The sequence below is a fragment of the Kitasatospora sp. NPDC101235 genome (assembly GCF_044767505.1).
Classification (GTDB): Bacteria; Actinomycetota; Actinomycetes; order Streptomycetales; family Streptomycetaceae; genus Kitasatospora.
On record NZ_JBIWNZ010000047.1, the window covers coordinates 1 to 17866 of the forward strand.

The window sequence follows — 17866 nt, forward strand, 5'->3', positions numbered from 1 at the left end:
TCGGGGCTTGCTTGAGCCGTGTGCGGTGAACAGCTGCTTGCACGGTTCTGAGGGGGCGGGGACGCAGTAATGCGTCCCCGCTACCCGACTGATCATCGGAACGAACCGGTCCGCCATCGGCACGCTCGTGGAGCGTACGACCAGGTTCACGATCCTGGTCCACCTGCCGCGGATGGAAGGCTACGGAGTCGAGCCTCGGGTCAAGAACGGCCCCGCGCTAGCCGGTTACGGTGCCGAGGCGATGAGGGAGGCCCTCACGGCCCGGATGACCACACTCCCGGCGCAGCTACGTCGCTCATTGACCTGGGATCGCGGCAAGGAGCTGGCCCAGCACGCCCAGCTGAAGGCCGACATCGGCATCGCCGTCTATTTCGCCGACCCGCACAGCCCCTGGCAACGGGGCACAAACGAGAACACGAACGGGCTGCTGCGGCAGTACTTTCCCAAGGGCACCGACATCTCCCGCTGGAGCGCCGACGAGCTTGAAGCCGTCGCGGGGGCTCTCAACAGCCGGCCGCGAAAGACACTCGGCTGGCGAACCCCTGCGGAAGCCCTGGACGATCAGCTACTCTCCCTCCAAAACAGCGGTGTTGCAACGACCCCTTGAACCCGGTCAGTACACCTCAGCGGCGTTCGCGGACGTGTGCGACCGGTACGGGATCCGTCGCAGCATGGGTCGGGTCGGCTCCAGTTACGACAACGCCCTGGCCGAGAGCCTGTGGCAGAGCCTCAAACGAGAAGCCCTGTACAGGACGCTGTTCTCCACGATGGAGCAGGCCCGGATAACGGTCCTGCGGTGGCTCACGTACTACAACGCACGGCGACGCCACAGCGCACTGGCCTACCTCTCCCCGATGGAGTTCGAACAACAGCAACGCACGACGGCTAAACTCTCACTCGCGGCGTAAACCCCTGTGTCCACAATCCGGGGGTCACCTCAGTCGGCACGGACCCCTCAATCAGCGACAGAGCCCGAAATCCGTGCCTGAACCAGGAACTGGGCGCCGCCCCCGGTAGGGAGCTCCAGACCCTCTACCGAACCGTCCCGATCGGGGATCCGCCCCGGAGAACACGAGAACGCGCCACGGCACGCCGGTGACGGACTTCGACCGGCGCAGCCACACGACCGCCCGTGTCCCGGGGCCGGTCGGCCCCGGGACACGGGCGGATAGCGGGCGGTCCGTCAGCCGCCCGCCGGACCCGGGGGAACGAGGTCCCTCAGGTGGCCGGCGAGTGCCGCGCGGTTCACCAGGTCAGAGTTTTCGCCCCCAGTTCTCGTCACCGTCGTGGAAATCGTTTGGCCGGGCGTACGTGTCGCTCTTCACGTACTCGCGGGCCTGCTGAAGGATGTAGTCAAGCACCTTGCCGGAGGCTGTATCCCCCTTGCCGTTCGCGAACTTGTTCCGGGCTTCCTCGCCGATCTGCCGGCCCCTGATGTTGTTCACCACGTCGGACATGTGGTCGGTGTGCTCGTGCCGGGGGTGGTACGCCTCATGGGCGTCGCCCCACGCCGTCGCCTGCTTCGCGTTCAGCTCGTAGGTCAACCGCGCCATGAGGATGGCGTGCCGGAAGGCGTTCTGCTGGCCGTCCGTATCCCCTCCGTTTGCGTACTCCGCTTTCGACATGGACAGCGCCCAGGCCCTCACGGGGTAGACGTCGCCAAGGCAGTCGATCGGGTGATCCATGCACATGCCGATCTCGGCATTCGAGGGGTCGATCCAGTCGTCCTTCGTCTTCTGGAGCTTGTCGATCCCGGTCTTCGGATCCCAGTTCGTCTTGAAGGGGGTGTTCTCGCGATACTCCAGTTCCTGGAGCAGGGCGTACGTCCGCCGCTCCTCCCTGTCCTTGCTGCCGAGCTGTATCGGCCCCGCCGGGGGGTCGCTGTACTCGGGGTTGGAGCGGACCTTCTTCACCTCTTCCGAAAGCTGTGCGGGCGTACCGGCGGAGACCCCGGTCAGCGGGTCGTAGGCCATCCGGCCGGTCGGGTCGGAGAGCGTCACCGGGTCGTGGTTGCCGTAGGCGTAACCGCCCATCTGCGTGGGGTCGGTGAGGTCGATCAGCGGGTCCGGGCTGATGAAGCGCCCGGTCGCGGTGTCGTACTCGCGGTCGCCGAGGTGGGTGTAGCCGGTCGCGGTGTCGGTGGTGCCGCCGACGAAGCCGCGCTCGCCCGGCCAGGCCGCCGGGGCCGCGCCGCGCGCTCCTCCGTAGGGCAGGGACTTCCTGCGGTTGACCGCCATGGTGAAGGCGTTGACGGTCAGGGTGTTGGTGCCGTGGTGGTCGGCCAGCTGGTAGCGGACCTTGCCGTCACCGCTGGTCCGCACCGCGCTGCCCTCGCCGGCGCTGTAGTAGCGGGTGCCGTTCACCGCGCCGGTGGCGGTGGTCAGCGCCAGCTCCTGGGTGCCGGGCAGGTAGAGCGTGACGGTGCCCGGGTCGCGGCGCAGGATGCGGGTGCCGTCGGCGTCGTAGACGTCCGAGCTGGTGGTCGCCCCCGCCGTCGCACCGGGGGTGGCCGTCGCCAGGTGGCCTTCCGGATCCCAGGTGAGGGTCTGCTGGACGGCGCCGTTCACCGTCTTCGAGGTGAGGTTGCCCGTGCTGTCGTAGCCGAAGCCGGTGGTGCCCGCGCCGGAGCCCGTGCGGGCCACCTGGGTGGCGGCGTGCGGGCGGGCGGCGCCCGTGGTGGTCGGGTAGGAGTAGCTGCTGACCGTGTCGGCGGTGGCGGTGCCGGTCTTGTGCTGGGTCTCCTTGGCGCGGTTGCCCGCCGTGTCGAAGGTCCAGCTGGACCAGTACGGGTCGACGGCGCCCAGGTTGGGGCCGCCGGCCGTGGCCGGGCCGGTGGCGCAGTTGTCACCCGAGGTCCATGCCTCGGTCAGGCGCCGGGCCCAGTCGTTGGCGAAGCACTGGGTGTCGGTGACCGTCTTGTCGTCCTGCTGGTCCTTGATCCGGGTGATGTCGCCGATCGCGTTGTAGGTGTAGCCGGCGCTGGTCATGACCTGCGGGCCGGACGCCTCGCGGTCGTCCATCACCGTCGCCAGGCGGCGGGTCGGCTCGTCGTAGGTGAGCGTGCGGACCACCCGGCCGCCGATCGTGCCCAGCTGGGTCTGCAGGGTCTGGCCGAACGGCGAGTACTGCGCGCCGCCCAGGTAGCTGATGCCCAGCGAGGAAGAGACCGAGCCGGCCTGCCCGTACTTGTCGTAGCCGTCGGTCAGCGTCTCGGCCGGCAGCGCGGTCGAGGCGTTGGTGTTGGTGGTCGAGTACGCCGTGGTGGCGGGCAGGCCGGTGTTCGGCAGGTAGGTGTAGTCGAGCGTGTACGCACCGGCGAGCTTCTCCTCGCCCGGCACGCTCGGCACCGTGAACGTCGTGCCGGTCGGCCGCCCCGCCGTGTCGTAGCCCTTGACGGCGCTCGCGTAGGCGTAGGTCGTGGCGCCGACCGTGCGGTAGCGCGTCGACCCGGCCGGCAGACCGGTTCCGCCGGGGGCGGTGTCGAAGGCCCACTCCGCGAGCACCGGGCCGGTCGTCGAGCCGGAGCGGATCGTCCGCTTGCGGCCGAGGCTGTCGTACGTGTAGCCGAGCGTGCTCTGCCCCGCGGCCCCGACAGCGGTCGTGACGGTCGCGAGGCGGCCGTCCGCACCGAAGGCGCTGTCGGTGGTGCCCTTGTCCGGGTCGGTGGCCCGGATCTGCCGGCCGCGCAGATCGTAGCCGTAGGTCCAGCTGTTCCGCCCGGTGGCGTCAGTCACCCGGGCGAGCCGGCCGGCGGCGTCGTAGCCGTAGCCCAGCGCCTCGTACTGGGTGGCCGCGGCGCCGATCAGCGGGTTGCGGTCCTTGTAGTTCCGCAGTTCCACCGTCCGGCCCTTGGCGTCCGTACGGGTGAGCGTCGCGGTTCCGCCGGCCGGCGGCAGAACGGACGTCCAGTCACCGCCGTACGTGGTGGTGGTGCGCCACTTCTCCACGTTGAGCGACATGAGGACGGAGGCGGTCGGACGCGACCGTCCGTCGTACTCGGTGACCGTCTGGGAGGGGATCTGGTTGTCCGCGACCGAGTAGAGCACGGTCGCGACACCGAGGCTGTTCCAGTACTCGGCGTTGGTCTTCCAGGGCCGCCCGTGGCTGTCGTAGAAGGTGTCCATGATGGTCCGGCCGGTCGTGGCCGCCTCGGACTGCACCTGGCGCGACCTCAGGAAGGAGTCGCTGAGGACCGTCGCCACCCGGTACGAGCCGTTCTCCAGCAGCACCTTGGTGGACACCGCCGAGGGCACCGTGGCCGACAGGGCGTAGCTGAAGGTCGCGTTCGCCGGGAGGCTGGTGGAACGGCCGGCCTTCCAGGTCGCCGTCAGCCGGCCGGCCGCGTCGTACGTCATGGCGGTCGTGCGGCCCGCCGCGTCGGTGGTGGCGAGGGCGAGGCCGCGCAGGCCGTCGTAGGTCGTGCTGACGACCTGGTCGGCGGGGTTGGTGACCTTGACCGTGGTGGGCTGTTCGCCGTCGGCGGGCGTGTAGGCCGTGGTGGTGGTCCGGTTGTCCTCACCGGTGGTGGAGGTCGGACGGCCGTAGCGGTCGAAGGAGGCCGCGTTCAGGGTGGTGTTCCACACCGGCGTGGAGCCGTTGTGGCGCTCCAGTTGCTCGGACCTGGTGACATGCGCCCGGCCGCTGACCGGCGCCGCGCCGACCGGCCGTCCGTCGTAGGAGGTGCGGGTCGCGCTCACCGCGGTGGCCGGGCCGGACGGGGTGGAGCACAGCGCCGAGTCGGTGGTCACCGAGGACGGGTAGGCGTTCAGCCAGGTGACCGTGTCGGCGTCGGTGTAGGAGGTGCGGGTGCAGCTCTCGTCGCCGCTGACGGCGGTGTCGCCCTCGTCGCTGACCGCGGTGACCCGGCCGAAGACCGGGTCGTAGGTCCGGCTCAGCCTGGTCGTGCGCCAGGTGGTGCCCGACAGCCAGGTCCGGGTCTGCTCGACGGCCGTGCCCGAGAACCTGGCCTCGACGGCCGGCAGTTCGGCGCCGGCCTTGCCGTCATCGCCGGGGACGCTCCTGGGCGTGTAGGTCGCGGCGGCGTCGCTCAGCCACGGCGTGCTCGTCGCCTCCGCGACCACCGTGCCGTTGTCCTGGTCGAAGGTCGAGACCTTCGCCGTGCGGCCGTAGTAGCCGTCCAGGTCGGTGACGCCGTTGACGCTGACCGAGCGCTTGCCGCCACCGGGCAGCAGGTCGCCGTCCATGCCGCGGAAGTACTCGATCTCCGTGAGCGTCCGGTTGACCGAGCCGACCCGGGTGCGGAGCTTCGCGTAGCCTCGGAACTGGTTGTAGGTGCGGTTCTTGTCCGGGGTGAACTCGCCGTCGTCGCGGTGCCAGGCCGCGCCGCCCAGGTACTCGTAGGAGGTCACCTTGGGCTCCGAGCCGGAGCCGGCGGTGGTGTCGTCCTCGGTGACGGACTGCACCAGGTACTTGTGGAACCAGTCGAGGACCTCGGCCTGGTTCTCCGGCGTCCAGTAGGACGGGAAGCAGGCCTTGTCGTTGGACTCGGGCGCCGGGGTCGAGCCGTACACGCACTCCGTCGGCCGGTAGGAGACCAGGGTGTCACCGCCGGTCTCGTTGGTGACCTTGGTGATCCGGTACTTGTGCATGGGCGGACGGCCCTCGGCGCCGTCGACCCGGTTGTCGAACGGTTCGCCGGTGAACTTCGTCGCCTGCGGCGGCTTCACGTCCGTCAGCGCCCCGGCCTGGAACAGCCGCTCGATCGAGGCGAGCCACAGGGACGGCGTGGAGACGTCACCGGTCGGCGGCAGGGTGTGATTCAGCGACCACTGGTCCACCGCCGTGAGCACGCCGCCCAGGCGCGAGAAGGTGTTGATCCGGGACAGCCGCTTGCGGGACCAGAACGTCGGGGAGACGTTCGGGCAGGCGGAACCGGCCGCGCAGGACTGGTCCACCGGGACGTCCGGCCAGTCGGTGGCATGCGCCTTGTCGAAGCTGGTGCAGGTGGTGAGGCAGCGCTCGTCCACGGTGAAGACGACCTGCGCCGAGGGCTTGGACGGCGCGCCCAGGTCACCGCGCATGCCGTAGTCGATCCGCTTGAGGTAGCCGCCGCGCACGTACGGCACCGCGCCGGAGCCGGTCGTCCGGTTCTGCGCGTACGCGTTGGTCTCGCGGTCGTAGTAGTAGGCCGTCGCGTTGCCGTGCACGTCGACCGCGTAGTCCAGGTTCCACCGCCAGGCCTGTGTCCGCACCGAGTCGGCGAACGTCCCCGCGTTGCCCGGCTCGCCCGCGTGGTTGCCGTAGACCGGCACCGTCCAGGTGGCGTTGGTGTCCTCCGTCGACTCCAGCGCGATCGGCGCCTTGTTGCGGCCGAACCAGAACTGGTTGCCCGACCGGTCGGTCACCTTCCAGTACTCGTTGTCGTCGTCCCCGTTGCCGATGGCCTCGCCCCGGATCCGCTCGATCCGCGAGCCGTCGTCGTCGGTCAGCCGCCAGGTGTGGTCGTCGACCTTCACCAGCGCGGTGGAGGAACCGTTCAGCGACATCGTCGCGTTGTCGGACTTCCAGCACAGGTCGCCGGTCTTGGCCGTGTTGTTGCCCTCGTACTGATCGCTCGCGCAGGGCACGTAACTGCGCTCGATGAAGCCGGGGTTGTAGTCCCAGCCCTCACCGATCCAGGACGCCTGGTTGTTGGTCGACGCCGTCCGGCCGTCGGTCCTGGCCGAGCTGTAGGACAGCGCGACGTCCGGGACCTGCCCACCGGGGACAGCCGGTGCCGAAATCGGGTAACTCCAGGTGAATCCACCGGTGTTGCCGGAATGCGACCAGGAACCGGTGGCCGCCAGCGAGGTGGCCTTGTAGTCGCCCATCGGCCCGGAGGGCGAGGCCTCCGCGGTCGTCGCGAGCACCGTCATGGCCGGCGCCTCCTGCGCCGCCGCCGAGGAAACGGCCATCGGGGCCGCGTCCACCCGGGCGGTCAGCGTCCCCGCCACCGGATCGTTCACCGTGGGCACCGCCGTGCGGGTGCGGCACTCCGGCTTCTCCGGCGTGGTCAGGGCGCAGGCCGGCAGGCTCACCAGGGTCAACCTCGATGCGGCGTCCGCCGCGAGGGCGCCCTTGAACTGCGCGTAGTCGACCGAGACGGACACCGGGCCCGCCGAGGCGGAGGCGTCGTCACGGCTCAGGCCGACCAGCAGTCCGTCGACACCGGCCTGCCGGGCGGCCGACCGGTCGGCGACCCGCACCGACACCGCGGCCGGTGAACCCCCGTCCGAGGCGGCCACCGCGACCGGCGTCCCCTCGGCCCGCCGGGCCGGGCTCCCCGCACCGGCCAGGTCCACCCGCACCGACGCGGCCTTCGGCCAGTTCGCCGGCTCCGGCTTCCAGTTGACCGAGGCCGGCGACGGACCGGACACCGGCGCGGCGTCCAGGTCCCGGCCGTTCACCGACTTCGGCTGCTGGACCGGCCGCAGCTTGAAGCCCGGCGCACCGGCGGCACCCGCCGCCGGCGCCGAGAACAGTCCGACCACCACGGCCGCGGCGGTCGCCGTCGCCGCGGCGATTCTCCATCGATGGAGCATTCTCGGCGTATGCGTTCTTGGCGAATCGACATACATCCGCCCCCACCCCCCTCTTCATGCGATCCCCGTAAATGCCTGCGCGATCCTGCCTGCTTGCGACCCGCGCGGCAAGCGGTTCCGTCAGATCGTTCTCCACCGCGTCGGCTTGCTGGCATTTTCCACCCAATGCCATGCCTCCATATTGACTGTCCATTGCCAAACTTTCACCGGGCCGCGACCGCGAGCGGCGGCGTTCCGCACTCCAAGACGGTTTCCATGCCCGATTCCTGACGGTACACCAGCTTTCGACCGATCGATCCCCCCTGAAATTCCCATCGGAAAAAGGCTTGTCGGCGCGTCCTTGTCCACCGGCGTTCGAAGGCGAATAGCATCCCCCGGCACCACCGAAACGGACCAAGGGGGGATCCTCCAGATGAGCACCAGAAAAAGACCGGCGACGGGGCGGCGACGCCTCCTCGCGATTCTCACCACCGGCGCGATACTCGGCACATCGCTGGCCGTCGCCGCGCCGACGGCCGGCGCCGAACCCAACTCGCCAGTGGTGCCACCTCGGTCGACGCAGCAGCAGGCACCGGAAGCCCGGGCGATGGCGGAGGCGAAGCGCACCGGCAGGCCCGTGGAGATCGCCGAGCGCCTCGACGAGTTCAACGAGACCCTGGCCAACCCGGACGGGACGTTCACCCGCCGCAGCCACGTCGAGCCGGTGCGCGCGAAGGTGGACGGCGCCTGGCGCACGCCCGACGCCACGCTGAGGAAGGCCCCCGACGGCGGCCTGACGCCGATCGCGCCGACGTTCCCCATCACCTTCTCCGGCGGCGGCACGGCCCCGCTGGCCACGCTGACGCGTGACGGGCAGACCATGTCGGTCAGTTGGCCGGCCCCGCTGCCGACGCCGACCGTGTCCGGCAACACCGCCCTCTACCCCGAGGTGCTGCCCGGCGTGGACCTGAAGGTCCTGGCGGGTGTCGACGGCTTCGCCGAGCACCTGGTCGTCAAGACCCGTGAGGCCGCCGCCGATCCCGCCCTCGCCGAACTCAGACTCCTCACCAGGGCCGACGGCCTCACGGTGGCCGCTGCCGAGGACGGCGGGATCAAGGTCAAGGGCAAGGACGGCACGACCGTCTTCCAGGCCCCGGCGCCGACCATGTGGGACACCCCGGAGCAGCCCGAGGCCGCCAAGGCCCCCGAGGCGCCCGGCGATCCCAGGGTCTCGAAGGAGTCCGAGTCCGCGAAGGGCTCCGAGGCCCCGGCCTCCGCCGACGCCGGGGCGGCCGAGGAGGGGCAGCAGCCCCAGGAGCCCCCCGCGCTGCCGGTCAAGTCCGCCCGCCTCGGCGTGCGGGTCGCCCCCGGGGAGATCCGGCTCACCCCGGACCGCGAGTTGCTCACCGCCCCGGACGCGCAGTTCCCGCTGGTGATCGACCCGGTGTTCACCGGCGGCTCCCGGCAGAAGTGGTCCTTCACCACGTCCTCCTACCCCAACAGCGCGTTCGTCTCCGGCAGCGGCTGGACCTCCAACAACCCGACCGACGAGTTCCGCGTCGGCTACTCCGGCGACTCCCGGCACCAGAGCTTCTTCACCGTCGACACCAGCGGCCTCGGCGGAGCCCAGATCCTCTCCAGCACCCTCCACACGGTCGAGACCCACTCCTGGGGCTGCACCGCCTCCGACGCGGGCTACACCGACCTCTGGGTGGTCGGCGGCTGGGACCACGACCCGACCTGGAACAACCCGCTCCCCCGGATCAACAAGGTCGCCTCCGACAGCTTCGCCGGCGGCAACCCGAACTACTGCCCCAACGACCTCGGCCACGACTTCGTCTCGGACGGCCTGAAGTCCGCCGTCCAGCAGATGGCCGACTGGAACGCGGGCGCCCTCACCCTCAGCCTCGCCGCCGAGGCGGGCAAGGAGGGCAACACCCTCAGCTACAAGCGGTTCAAGAACAACCCGTACCTGGAGATCACCTACAACCGCACCCCGGTCGTCAACGAGTACGGCGCCTACGAGGGCTCCTGGCTGCAGGGGGGCGCGGGCAACAAGCCCGTGCCGTGCGTGACCGACCCGGCCAAGGCCGCCGTCATCGGCAACAACGGCTTCACCCTCGCGGCCCGCGTCTCCGACCCGGACGGCACCAACACCAACGCCTACTACCGGGTCTGGAAGGAGGGCTGGTCCTGGTTCCACGACCAGGACGAGTGGGTCGGCAACAACAGCTGGTCCTCCCGCACCTGGCCGGCCTCCGAGCTCCAGGAGAACACCGTCTACCGCTGGGCCGTCGCCGCCCGCGACGGAATCACCCAGTCCGGCTACCTGCCCGGCGACCCGTACTGCGCCTTCACGGTGGACAAGACGGCGCCCACCGGGCTGACCGTCACCGCGACCGACGGCAAGCGCCTCGACGTCGCCGAGGTGCCGGCCCGCAGCCCGCGGACCCTGAAGTTCACCGCGACCGACACCAACCTGGCCGGCTTCTGCTGGACCCTGGACCAGCCGATCTCCACCTCCAACACCCGCTGCCAGAACGGCAACTGGGTCGACGCCGGCGGCGGGTCGGCCACCGTCACGGTCACCCCGACCGGCTGGCCGCAGAGCACGCTGCACGTCGTCGCGTACGACGCGGCGGGCAACCGCAGCGCCTACGACGGCACCGGTAGCGGCGTCACCGGCGACACCGTCGTCATCAAGACCACGCCGGCCTCCTATGTCCGCCCGCCCGGCTCCACCACCCCCTGGGCCGCCACCGAGGCCAGGAGCGACCTGTCCGGAGACCTGACCGGCGACGGCTACGCCGACTTCGTCGCGGTCTCGCCCGAGGGCACCCTGCGCCTCTACGCCGGCAACGGGACCGGCGGTTACACCGACCGGACCGACATCGGCACCGGCTACACCGGCGCGCTGATCACCCACCGCGGCGACTTCACCGGCGCGACCGCCGCCACCGCGGGTGCGGACGGCTACGAGGACTACCTGATCCGGCTCTCCACCGGCCTCGACGCCGGGAAGCTGTTCATCTACCCCGGCAACGGCCTCGGACGTCCCAACGCCTCCGCGCGGGTCGAGCTCAAGCACCCGACCCGGCCGAACTGGTCCACGACGACCCAGATCCTGGCCCCGGGCAACATCGACGGGAAGCCCGGCAACGACCTGCTCACCGTCGAGGGCGGCAAGCTCTACCTGTACAGCGGCAGGGTCCTCGGCGACGGCCGCACGCCGGACCACACCGCGCCGTTCGACCTGGCCGGCCGCAAGCAGCTCGGCAGCGAGACCTGGTCCGACTACACCGTGCTCGCGCCCGGCGACGTCAACGGCGACGGCACGGCCGACCTGATCGGCCGCCGCACCTCCGACGGCGCGCTCTTCCTGTTCCCCGGCACCGGCACCGCCGGCGCCTACACCCTCGGTGCGAAGACCACCTACGGCAGCGCGCTCGCCGGGCGGCCGCAGGTCCTCTCGCTCGGCAACCTAGAGGGCCGGGTCACCGACCGGACCGGCTGGGTCGACCTCAACGACGACGGCGTCCAGACCCCGAACGAGGTCGTCGCCTTCCGCCGGTTCGACCCCACCGCCGGCCAGAGCGGCGGCGACCTGATCGCCGCGACCCCGGCCGACTCCGGCACCACGGTCAGCTACACCGACGACGGCACCACCACCAGGACCACCACCTGCCCCACCGGCTGTCTGCTCTTCTACCCCGGCAGCGCCACCGGGCTCGACACCCTGCCGCGGCTGATCGGCGTCGGCGCCTGGGCGGCCTACACGGTCGAGGGCCCGTCACCGCTCGGCAACCGCCTGCTGCGCGAACGCACCGAACACGCCGCCGACTTCAACGGCGACGGCCGCACCGACCTGGCCCTCACCGGCGGCCCCGACTGGTCCTGCCTCCCGGTGGCCACCTCCAGGGGCGACGGCACCGTCAGCACCTCCTGCAACGCCCCCCAGGGCGGGAACTGGGGCTACTGGGCGCACACCGCCAACGTCCGCGCCGTCTCCGGCGACTACAACGGCGACGGCAAGTCGGACATCGCCCTGACCGGCGGCGCGGGCTGGACCTGCCTGCCGGTCGCCGTCTCCAAGGGCGACGGCAACTTTGACGTCAGCTGCTACGCCCCCGAGAACGGTCCGGAGTGGAGCCACTGGGCGTCCGACGCCGGTGTGCAGTTCCTCTCCGGCGACTTCAACGGCGACGGCCTCACCGACCTGGCCATGACCGGCGGAACAAACTGGGGCTGCCTGCCGATCGCCTACGCCAAGGGCGACGGCAGCTTCTCGGTCGGCTGCCCCGGCACCGGATCGTCCTGGACCACCTGGGCGCACGCCCCGGGCGTCAAGGTCGTCACCGGCGACTACAACGGCGACGGGCGGACCGACATCGCGCTCACCGGCGGACCCAACCTCGGCTGCCTGCCGGTCGCGCTCACCAGGGCGGACGGCAGCCTCAACGTCACCTGCACCGCGTTCAGCAGCGGCTCGTGGGGAAGCTGGGCCGCCGAGCCGGGCGTGCAGACGATGTCCGGCGACTTCAACGGCGACGGCCGCACCGACCTCGCCCTGACCGGCGGCACCACCACGACCTGCCTGCCGCTCGCCCTCTCCAAGGGCGACGGGAGCTTCACCGCCACCTGCGGCGCCCCCGGCCTGAACTGGGCCGGCTGGTCCCGCGCCTCGGGCGTCAAGGCGGTCGCGGGCGACTTCAACGGCGACGGCCGGACGGACGTCGCCCTCACCGGCGGACCCGACCCCGGCTGCGTTCCGGTCGCCGCCTCCAACGGCGACGGTTCCTTCACCACCACCTGCAACGCCGTCCAGGGCGGGTACTGGGGCTACTGGGCGTCGGTCCCGGACATCAAGATCCGCTCCGGCGACCTCGACGGCGACGGCCGCACCGACCTGGTGCTGACCGGCGGCGCCGGGTGGGACTGCCTGCCGGTCGCCACCTCCAAGGGCGACGGCAACTTCACCGCCACCTGCCCCGATCCCGGCCACGACTGGGGCTACTGGGCCACCGCCCCGGGCGTCCAGCTCCTGTAACCGCCCCGCCCCTCCCGCCCCGCCACGGCCCGCCCGTCGGCCTCCCACCGGAGGCCGGCGGGCGGGCCATCCCCGCGCTACCCGACGTGACCGCGGCCTCCCCCGGCTTCGGCCCGGAGTTGGTGCCAGGTGCGCATCAGGATCCGCCCGAGCATGTTCCTGCCGGTTCCGGTCCTTCCACGACCCCAGTAGTGGTTGGTGCCGGTGTCCTCGACGATCTCCTCGTCGCCGGTGGACAGCAGGCTGCGTGCGCCCGGGACTTGGCCGCCACGGCCCGGCGCACCCCAAAAACCGGGACCAGACCCATCACCCGCCCTACCCACAGGACCCGCCCGACCCGCCGCACGACTTCACCGGGAAAGCAGCGGGACCACCATGCGACCACCAGCCGACGGAACATCAAAAAGGCCGCTTCCACCGTTCGGTGAAAGCGACCTACGACCTGCGAAAACGCTGGTCGGGACGACAGGATTTGAACCTGCGACCCCTCCCGCCCGAGGGCGATCAGGCCAGCCCGGAAATCCATGAAGCTGTCGTCCGAGCAACCTCTCCCGATGAGATGGGCGGCCGTCCGCACGTCCCAGCGGTAAGCCCGTCGGTCCTATGCACCGTCGGGTGCCCGCTGAAGCGGGAGCTGCTGCTCGAGTCGACGCGGTGCCGGAAGGAGGGCCGTGAGCAAGTAGGAGGCGATGATGTTGACCGGCATGACGGCCGGACCGCTCCACAAGCTCGGGATCGGGCTGCGTGACGACCAGGTGGCGTCTGCGGCGAACTGTGCGGGCCCGGTTCGCACCGCGAGCCGGGCCCGGCGGTGCTACGCGACGCGGGCGGCGCGCCTGGGCGTCCGGCGGCGGCCGGAGGGGCCCTGGTCGTCGCGGCCGGTGGCGGCCCGGGTGCCGGCGGCGGCGTAGGCGGGGCGGCGGCCGCGACTCGTGGACGGGCTGCGGCGCGGCCGCTCGACGACGGGGTCGGGGATCACGGCGGGGATGCCGGTGGGCACGCGGGCGCCGGTGATACGGGCCAGGTCCTCGCCGCCGGCGCTGACCCTGGTGGTGACGGGGGCGATGGCGGCCGTTGTCATCATGCGGGCCATCGCGCGGCGCTGGTTGGGCAGCACCAGCGTGACGACGGTGCCGGACTCGCCGGCCCGTGCGGTGCGGCCGCCCCGGTGGAGGTAGTCCTTGTGGTCGATCGGCGGGTCCACGTTGACGACCAGGTCGAGCCCGTCGACGTGGATGCCGCGGGCGGCGACGTTGGTCGCGATCAACGCGGTCACCTCGCCGGTGCGAAACTGCTCCAGGGTGCGGGTGCGCTGCGGCTGGGACTTGCCGCCGTGCAGGGCCGCGGCCTTCACGCCATTTGCGAGCAGGTCCTCCACCAGGCGGTCCGCGCCGTGCTTGGTGTCGATGAACATGATCACCCTGCCGTCGCGGGACGCGATGTGGGCGATCGTGGCGTTCTTGTCGAAGTTCTGCACGTGCAGCACGTGGTGCTCCATGGTGCTGACCGCTCCCGCGGACGGGTCCACCGAGTGGGTGACCGGGTCCTTGAGGAAGCGCCGCACCAGGCGGTCGACGTTGCGGTCCAGGGTGGCGGAGAACAGCATGGTCTGGCCGCCTTCGGCGACCTGGTCGAGGAGCTCGGTGACCTGCGGCAGGAAGCCCATGTCGGCCATCTGGTCGGCCTCGTCGAGCACCGTGATGCCGACCCTGTCCAGCCGGCAGTCACCACGCTGGATCAGGTCTTTCAGCCGGCCCGGCGTGGCCACCACGACCTCCGCCCCGCGGTTCGGCAGCCATGCCTGGCGACTCATCGACGTCCCGCCCACCGCGGTCGCCATCCTCAGTCGCAGCGCGTGGGCGTAGGGGGTGAGGGCCTCGGTGACCTGCTGCGCGAGCTCGCGGGTGGGGACCAGCACCAGGGCCAGCGGGTAACGCGGCTCGGCCCGCTGCCCGGCGGTGCGGGCCAGCACGGCGAGGCCGAACGCGATGGTTTTGCCGGAGCCGGTGCGGCCTCGTCCGAGGAGGTCGCGGCCGGCCAGCGAGTTCGGCAGCGTTGCGGCCTGGATCGGGAACGGCGCGGTGACGCCCTGGCGGGTCAGCACCGACAGCAGCGCCTTCGGCATGTCCAGCTCATCGAAGGACTCGACGGCCGGCAGTGCCGGGGTGGTGCTCACCGGCATCGCGAACTCGCCCTGCGCAGACATGCCTTGGCCGGCGCCCCGATCGGAGGTCCGTCGGCCTCCGGCGGGCCGGGCGCCGTAGAAGGAGCTGCCACCGGAGCGGGAGCCTGCCGCGGAGCGGGATTGGCGTTCTGGTACGAGGAGCGACTGGAGCGGCTCATACGGGGAAACCTTCCTCGGGGCGGCACGTCACGTGGAAGGTTCCGTGGCGCGGGGCGCCAGCGGAGACCGCAAGGGAACGGGCCGAAAGTGACGGGCGGAGCATGCACGGCAGAACCGTGCCGCACCTCACCTACGGTCGGCGCTCACCACGCAGGGCGGGAGCGAGGAACCTCGAACCGTGAGGTGTCACGGCAGGGCGCCGATCCGGACGCGACGCTGTGCGTCTCGCGTGGGGATGGCCGCCGGTGGCGGAGCCAAGGCCCTGAACGGCCGGAGGGATGCGCCATGGCGCGATGACCGAGAGGCGGCGTTGTCCAGCCGGTGGTCGTAGTCACGGGCGAGGCGCCGGTGGAGCATGAGGGTGCCGTTGACCTGCTCGACCACCCACCGCTTCGGTTGCGGAACGAAGCCCTTGCCCTGGGCGTCAGGGTTGCGACGGACCACCTCGACGGTGATGTCCTTCACCGCCCCGTGGATGATTACGGCGTCCTTGAAGCCCTGGTCGACCAGGACCTTTTCCAGGCGCATCCCGCATCGTTCGGCTGCCTGGTCCAGCAGGGCGATGCCGGCCTCGTTGTCGTGCGCACTCGCGGCCAGGACCACCACACCGATGATCAGGCCCAGCACATCGACGGCCAGTCCCCGCTTCCTGCCAGGCGTCTTCTTGTTCGCATCCAGTCCCGTCGTCTCCTCCGGCACCCCGGCCGCCACGCGCACGGACTGGGTGTCAATGATCACCAGGGACGGGTCCTCTAATCGTCTGGCCCGCTCCCGCACCTGGCAGCGCAGGATCTCCTGGATCCGCTGGTCAAGGCCATCCTGGCGCCACAGGCTGAAGTATTAGAACACCGCCGACCAGGCCGGAAAGTCGTGCGGCAGGAGCCGCCACTGGCAGCCCGTCCGGTTCTGGTACAGCAGCGCGTTCACGACCTCGCGCAGGTCGCAGGAGCCCGGGTCCCCGGTCGCCGAGCGCGACCCGCTCCTGCTTCCAGGCGGTGACCAGCGGCTCGATCAAGGCCCACTGCCCGTCGGACAAGTCCGTTGAGTACGGCATCCGTTCCATGCCCCAACAGCATCATGCACACGACACATGAGTCAGCCTGAACGACTCCATACACACGAACAGGCGACACCAGATCATCCAGAAACGGACTTAACGTCCTCTCACAACGATGGACCCGCCGAGTGGCACAACGGAAGCGAATACCGCAGCTGTGGTAAGGAGTTCGCGCCTCCCCCACCAACCGCCCGGATGCCAGCGAGCCAATTCGTCCGCTCCACCTGCACGGACGTTCGAGTCCATCAGGGTCCGGGTCACCCGACCTACGCCGAGGTGCCGACACGCTCCAGCTCCGGCACTCGTGCTTGGAGTTCGGCGGGTAGGTGCCAGCCCTCGATGCTCGGTGTCATGTAGAGGCGGGCCTTGAGGCCGAGGAGGAGCTGGCGGCGGTTCTCCTGGTCGGCCTGGGCCCAGGCATCCGCGAAGGTCTGGCCGGTCTCGACCTCCACCCAGGCGGAGGGGCGCTGCGGGAGGGCGGCGAGGCGGCGGCGTTCGTCGACGAGGACTTCGAGGGCTTCGGAGTACTCGTCGTCGCCGCCGGGGTAGTCGAACAGGTTGCGGCGCTTCTCCTCCCGGAGATCCTTCATCGCCGCCGTGACGTGGTTGAGCTGCTCGGTGTGGTCCTCTCCGGGGATGAACCTGCGCACCGTCATCGCGAGGCCGGCCAGGCGCTCGACCAGAGCCGCGATCGCGGCAGTGACGCGCTCCCCCTTAACCGACTGGCCCTTGCAGGCCGGTTTGCCGGCCGTCTTCGCGCACCGGTAGTACTCGTACACCTTGCCGTTCTTCGCGAGGTTCACCTGCCGGTAGAACCGATCGCCGCAGCGGTCGCACAGCGCAACGCCGAGCCAGGGCGAGGCCCCGTTCGAGCGCTCCTTCGTCACCGAGCGCTCGTCCATCACCGCCTGGACCGCAGCCCACTCCTCCTCCGCGAACAGAGGCTTGGCCATCCGGATCGGCAGACCCTTGGCGTCGCGGGCGATCTTGCGCGCCTTCACGGAGCGGCCGGTCAGCTTCAGACCCATCGTCGCCGGCGAACGCAGGATCTTCCCCACGCTGGTCGGGTTCCAGTGGTTCGACGGAGCAGTCTTGCGCTTGCTCGAGTACGACTCGCCCTGGTTCTTGAACGCGTGCATCGACGGGGTGTCGAAGCCAGCGGCTTCCAGGGCAGTGGCGATCATCCACTGACTCTGCCCCTCCAGTAGGAGCCTGCCCATGAACCGGACGGCCTCGGAGGTGACCGGGTCCGGCTCCAGGGTGCGCCCACCGCCCGGCCGGTCGACAATCCGGTACCCGTACGGCGGCTGCCCACCCGCCCAGCGGTCCGTCTTGCGCAGGTGCCTGTGCGCGGCCGTGACGCGGGCCTTGATCCGCTTGAGCTCCATCTCCGCAAAAATCGACGCCAGCATCAGGAACACCTTCGCCAACTCGTTCCCGAACGACGACTCACGGCCCGCACGGTAGTCCAAGGTGATCCCATCGTCGGTGAACACCAGGACCTTGTGGTTCTCCTCCGCCCAGTGGGCGAGGTCCGCGCAGTCCTTGGCCGAGCGGAATGCCCGGTCGACCTTGGCCCACACCAACGCGTCCCACTCGCCCTGCCGCTCGGTCAGCCACGGCCCAAGGTCCGGGCGCTTCCACGGCGTGATCTCCGCGGAGACGTCCAGGTCCTCGAAGGACCCGACGATCTCCCACTCCTTCGAGACCGCATGACGCGTCGCCGACTCCGCCTGCACCAGGTGCGAGACCTTGCCCTCGTCCCCGTGCGTGTCCGAGACACGCGAACCCACCACCGCCCGAACCGGCGCCGAAACCGTCATGATGCCCATGGGCCTCCCCTACCGCCCAGGCCAGCGGACACCCTCGAACAACCTGCACTCGAACGGGTGGACTCT

6 protein-coding genes and 2 pseudogenes are annotated in these 17866 nt (G+C 70.6%); 3 read left to right on the plus strand and 5 right to left on the minus strand.

The window, feature by feature from the left end:
• Positions 1-88: 88 nt before the first annotated feature.
• Positions 89-607 (plus strand): annotated as a pseudogene (locus tag ACIRRH_RS40600) (IS30 family transposase); the annotation flags it as partial.
• Positions 591-908, plus strand: coding sequence for an integrase core domain-containing protein (locus tag ACIRRH_RS40605; protein WP_403078013.1), 318 nt, complete (start codon positions 591-593; stop codon positions 906-908). The pseudogene ACIRRH_RS40600 and the gene ACIRRH_RS40605, both read left to right, overlap by 17 nt.
• 345 nt (positions 909-1253) lie before the next feature.
• Here ACIRRH_RS40605 and ACIRRH_RS40610 read toward each other — a convergent pair whose 3' ends face one another.
• A complete protein-coding gene (locus tag ACIRRH_RS40610) occupies positions 1254-7541 on the minus strand; it encodes an RHS repeat-associated core domain-containing protein (RefSeq protein WP_403078015.1) in 6288 nt (2095 codons plus the stop codon).
• A gap of 412 nt (positions 7542-7953) precedes the next feature.
• Here ACIRRH_RS40610 and ACIRRH_RS40615 point away from each other — a divergent pair, with 412 nt between their 5' ends.
• Complete coding sequence (locus tag ACIRRH_RS40615) at positions 7954-12567, plus strand: FG-GAP-like repeat-containing protein (RefSeq protein WP_403078017.1); 4614 nt, start codon at positions 7954-7956, stop codon at positions 12565-12567.
• A 77-nt stretch (positions 12568-12644) separates the two neighbouring features.
• Here the strand turns inward: ACIRRH_RS40615 and ACIRRH_RS40620 are convergent, their stop codons facing one another.
• From ACIRRH_RS40620 to ACIRRH_RS40635, 4 genes and pseudogenes are all read right to left on the minus strand, one after another.
• Positions 12645-12890 carry an NADAR domain-containing protein gene (locus ACIRRH_RS40620; RefSeq protein ID WP_403078020.1) on the minus strand — a complete coding sequence of 82 codons (246 nt, stop codon included), beginning with the start codon at positions 12888-12890 and terminating at the stop codon, positions 12645-12647.
• Between the two features lie 491 nt (positions 12891-13381).
• Positions 13382-14773: a DEAD/DEAH box helicase gene (locus tag ACIRRH_RS40625; RefSeq protein WP_403078022.1), complete on the minus strand. Its 1392-nt coding sequence runs from the start codon at positions 14771-14773 to the stop codon at positions 13382-13384.
• A 435-nt stretch (positions 14774-15208) separates the two neighbouring features.
• A pseudogene (locus ACIRRH_RS40630) lies at positions 15209-15974 on the minus strand (IS5 family transposase); the annotation flags it as partial.
• A 260-nt stretch (positions 15975-16234) separates the two neighbouring features.
• Positions 16235-17800 (minus strand): recombinase family protein, encoded by a 1566-nt coding sequence (locus tag ACIRRH_RS40635; protein ID WP_403078024.1) that lies wholly within the window; start codon positions 17798-17800, stop codon positions 16235-16237.
• Positions 17801-17866 lie beyond the last annotated feature (66 nt).

Excerpts from the sequence above, each read along its gene's own strand:
- ACIRRH_RS40610 (WP_403078015.1), bottom strand. The coding sequence starts at position 7,541 with ATGCTCCATCGATGGAGAATCGCCGCGGCGACGGCGACCGCCGCGGCC.
- ACIRRH_RS40615 (WP_403078017.1), top strand. The coding sequence starts at position 7,954 with ATGAGCACCAGAAAAAGACCGGCGACGGGGCGGCGACGCCTCCTCGCG.
- ACIRRH_RS40625 (WP_403078022.1), bottom strand. The coding sequence starts at position 14,773 with ATGTCTGCGCAGGGCGAGTTCGCGATGCCGGTGAGCACCACCCCGGCA.
- ACIRRH_RS40635 (WP_403078024.1), bottom strand. The coding sequence starts at position 17,800 with ATGGGCATCATGACGGTTTCGGCGCCGGTTCGGGCGGTGGTGGGTTCG.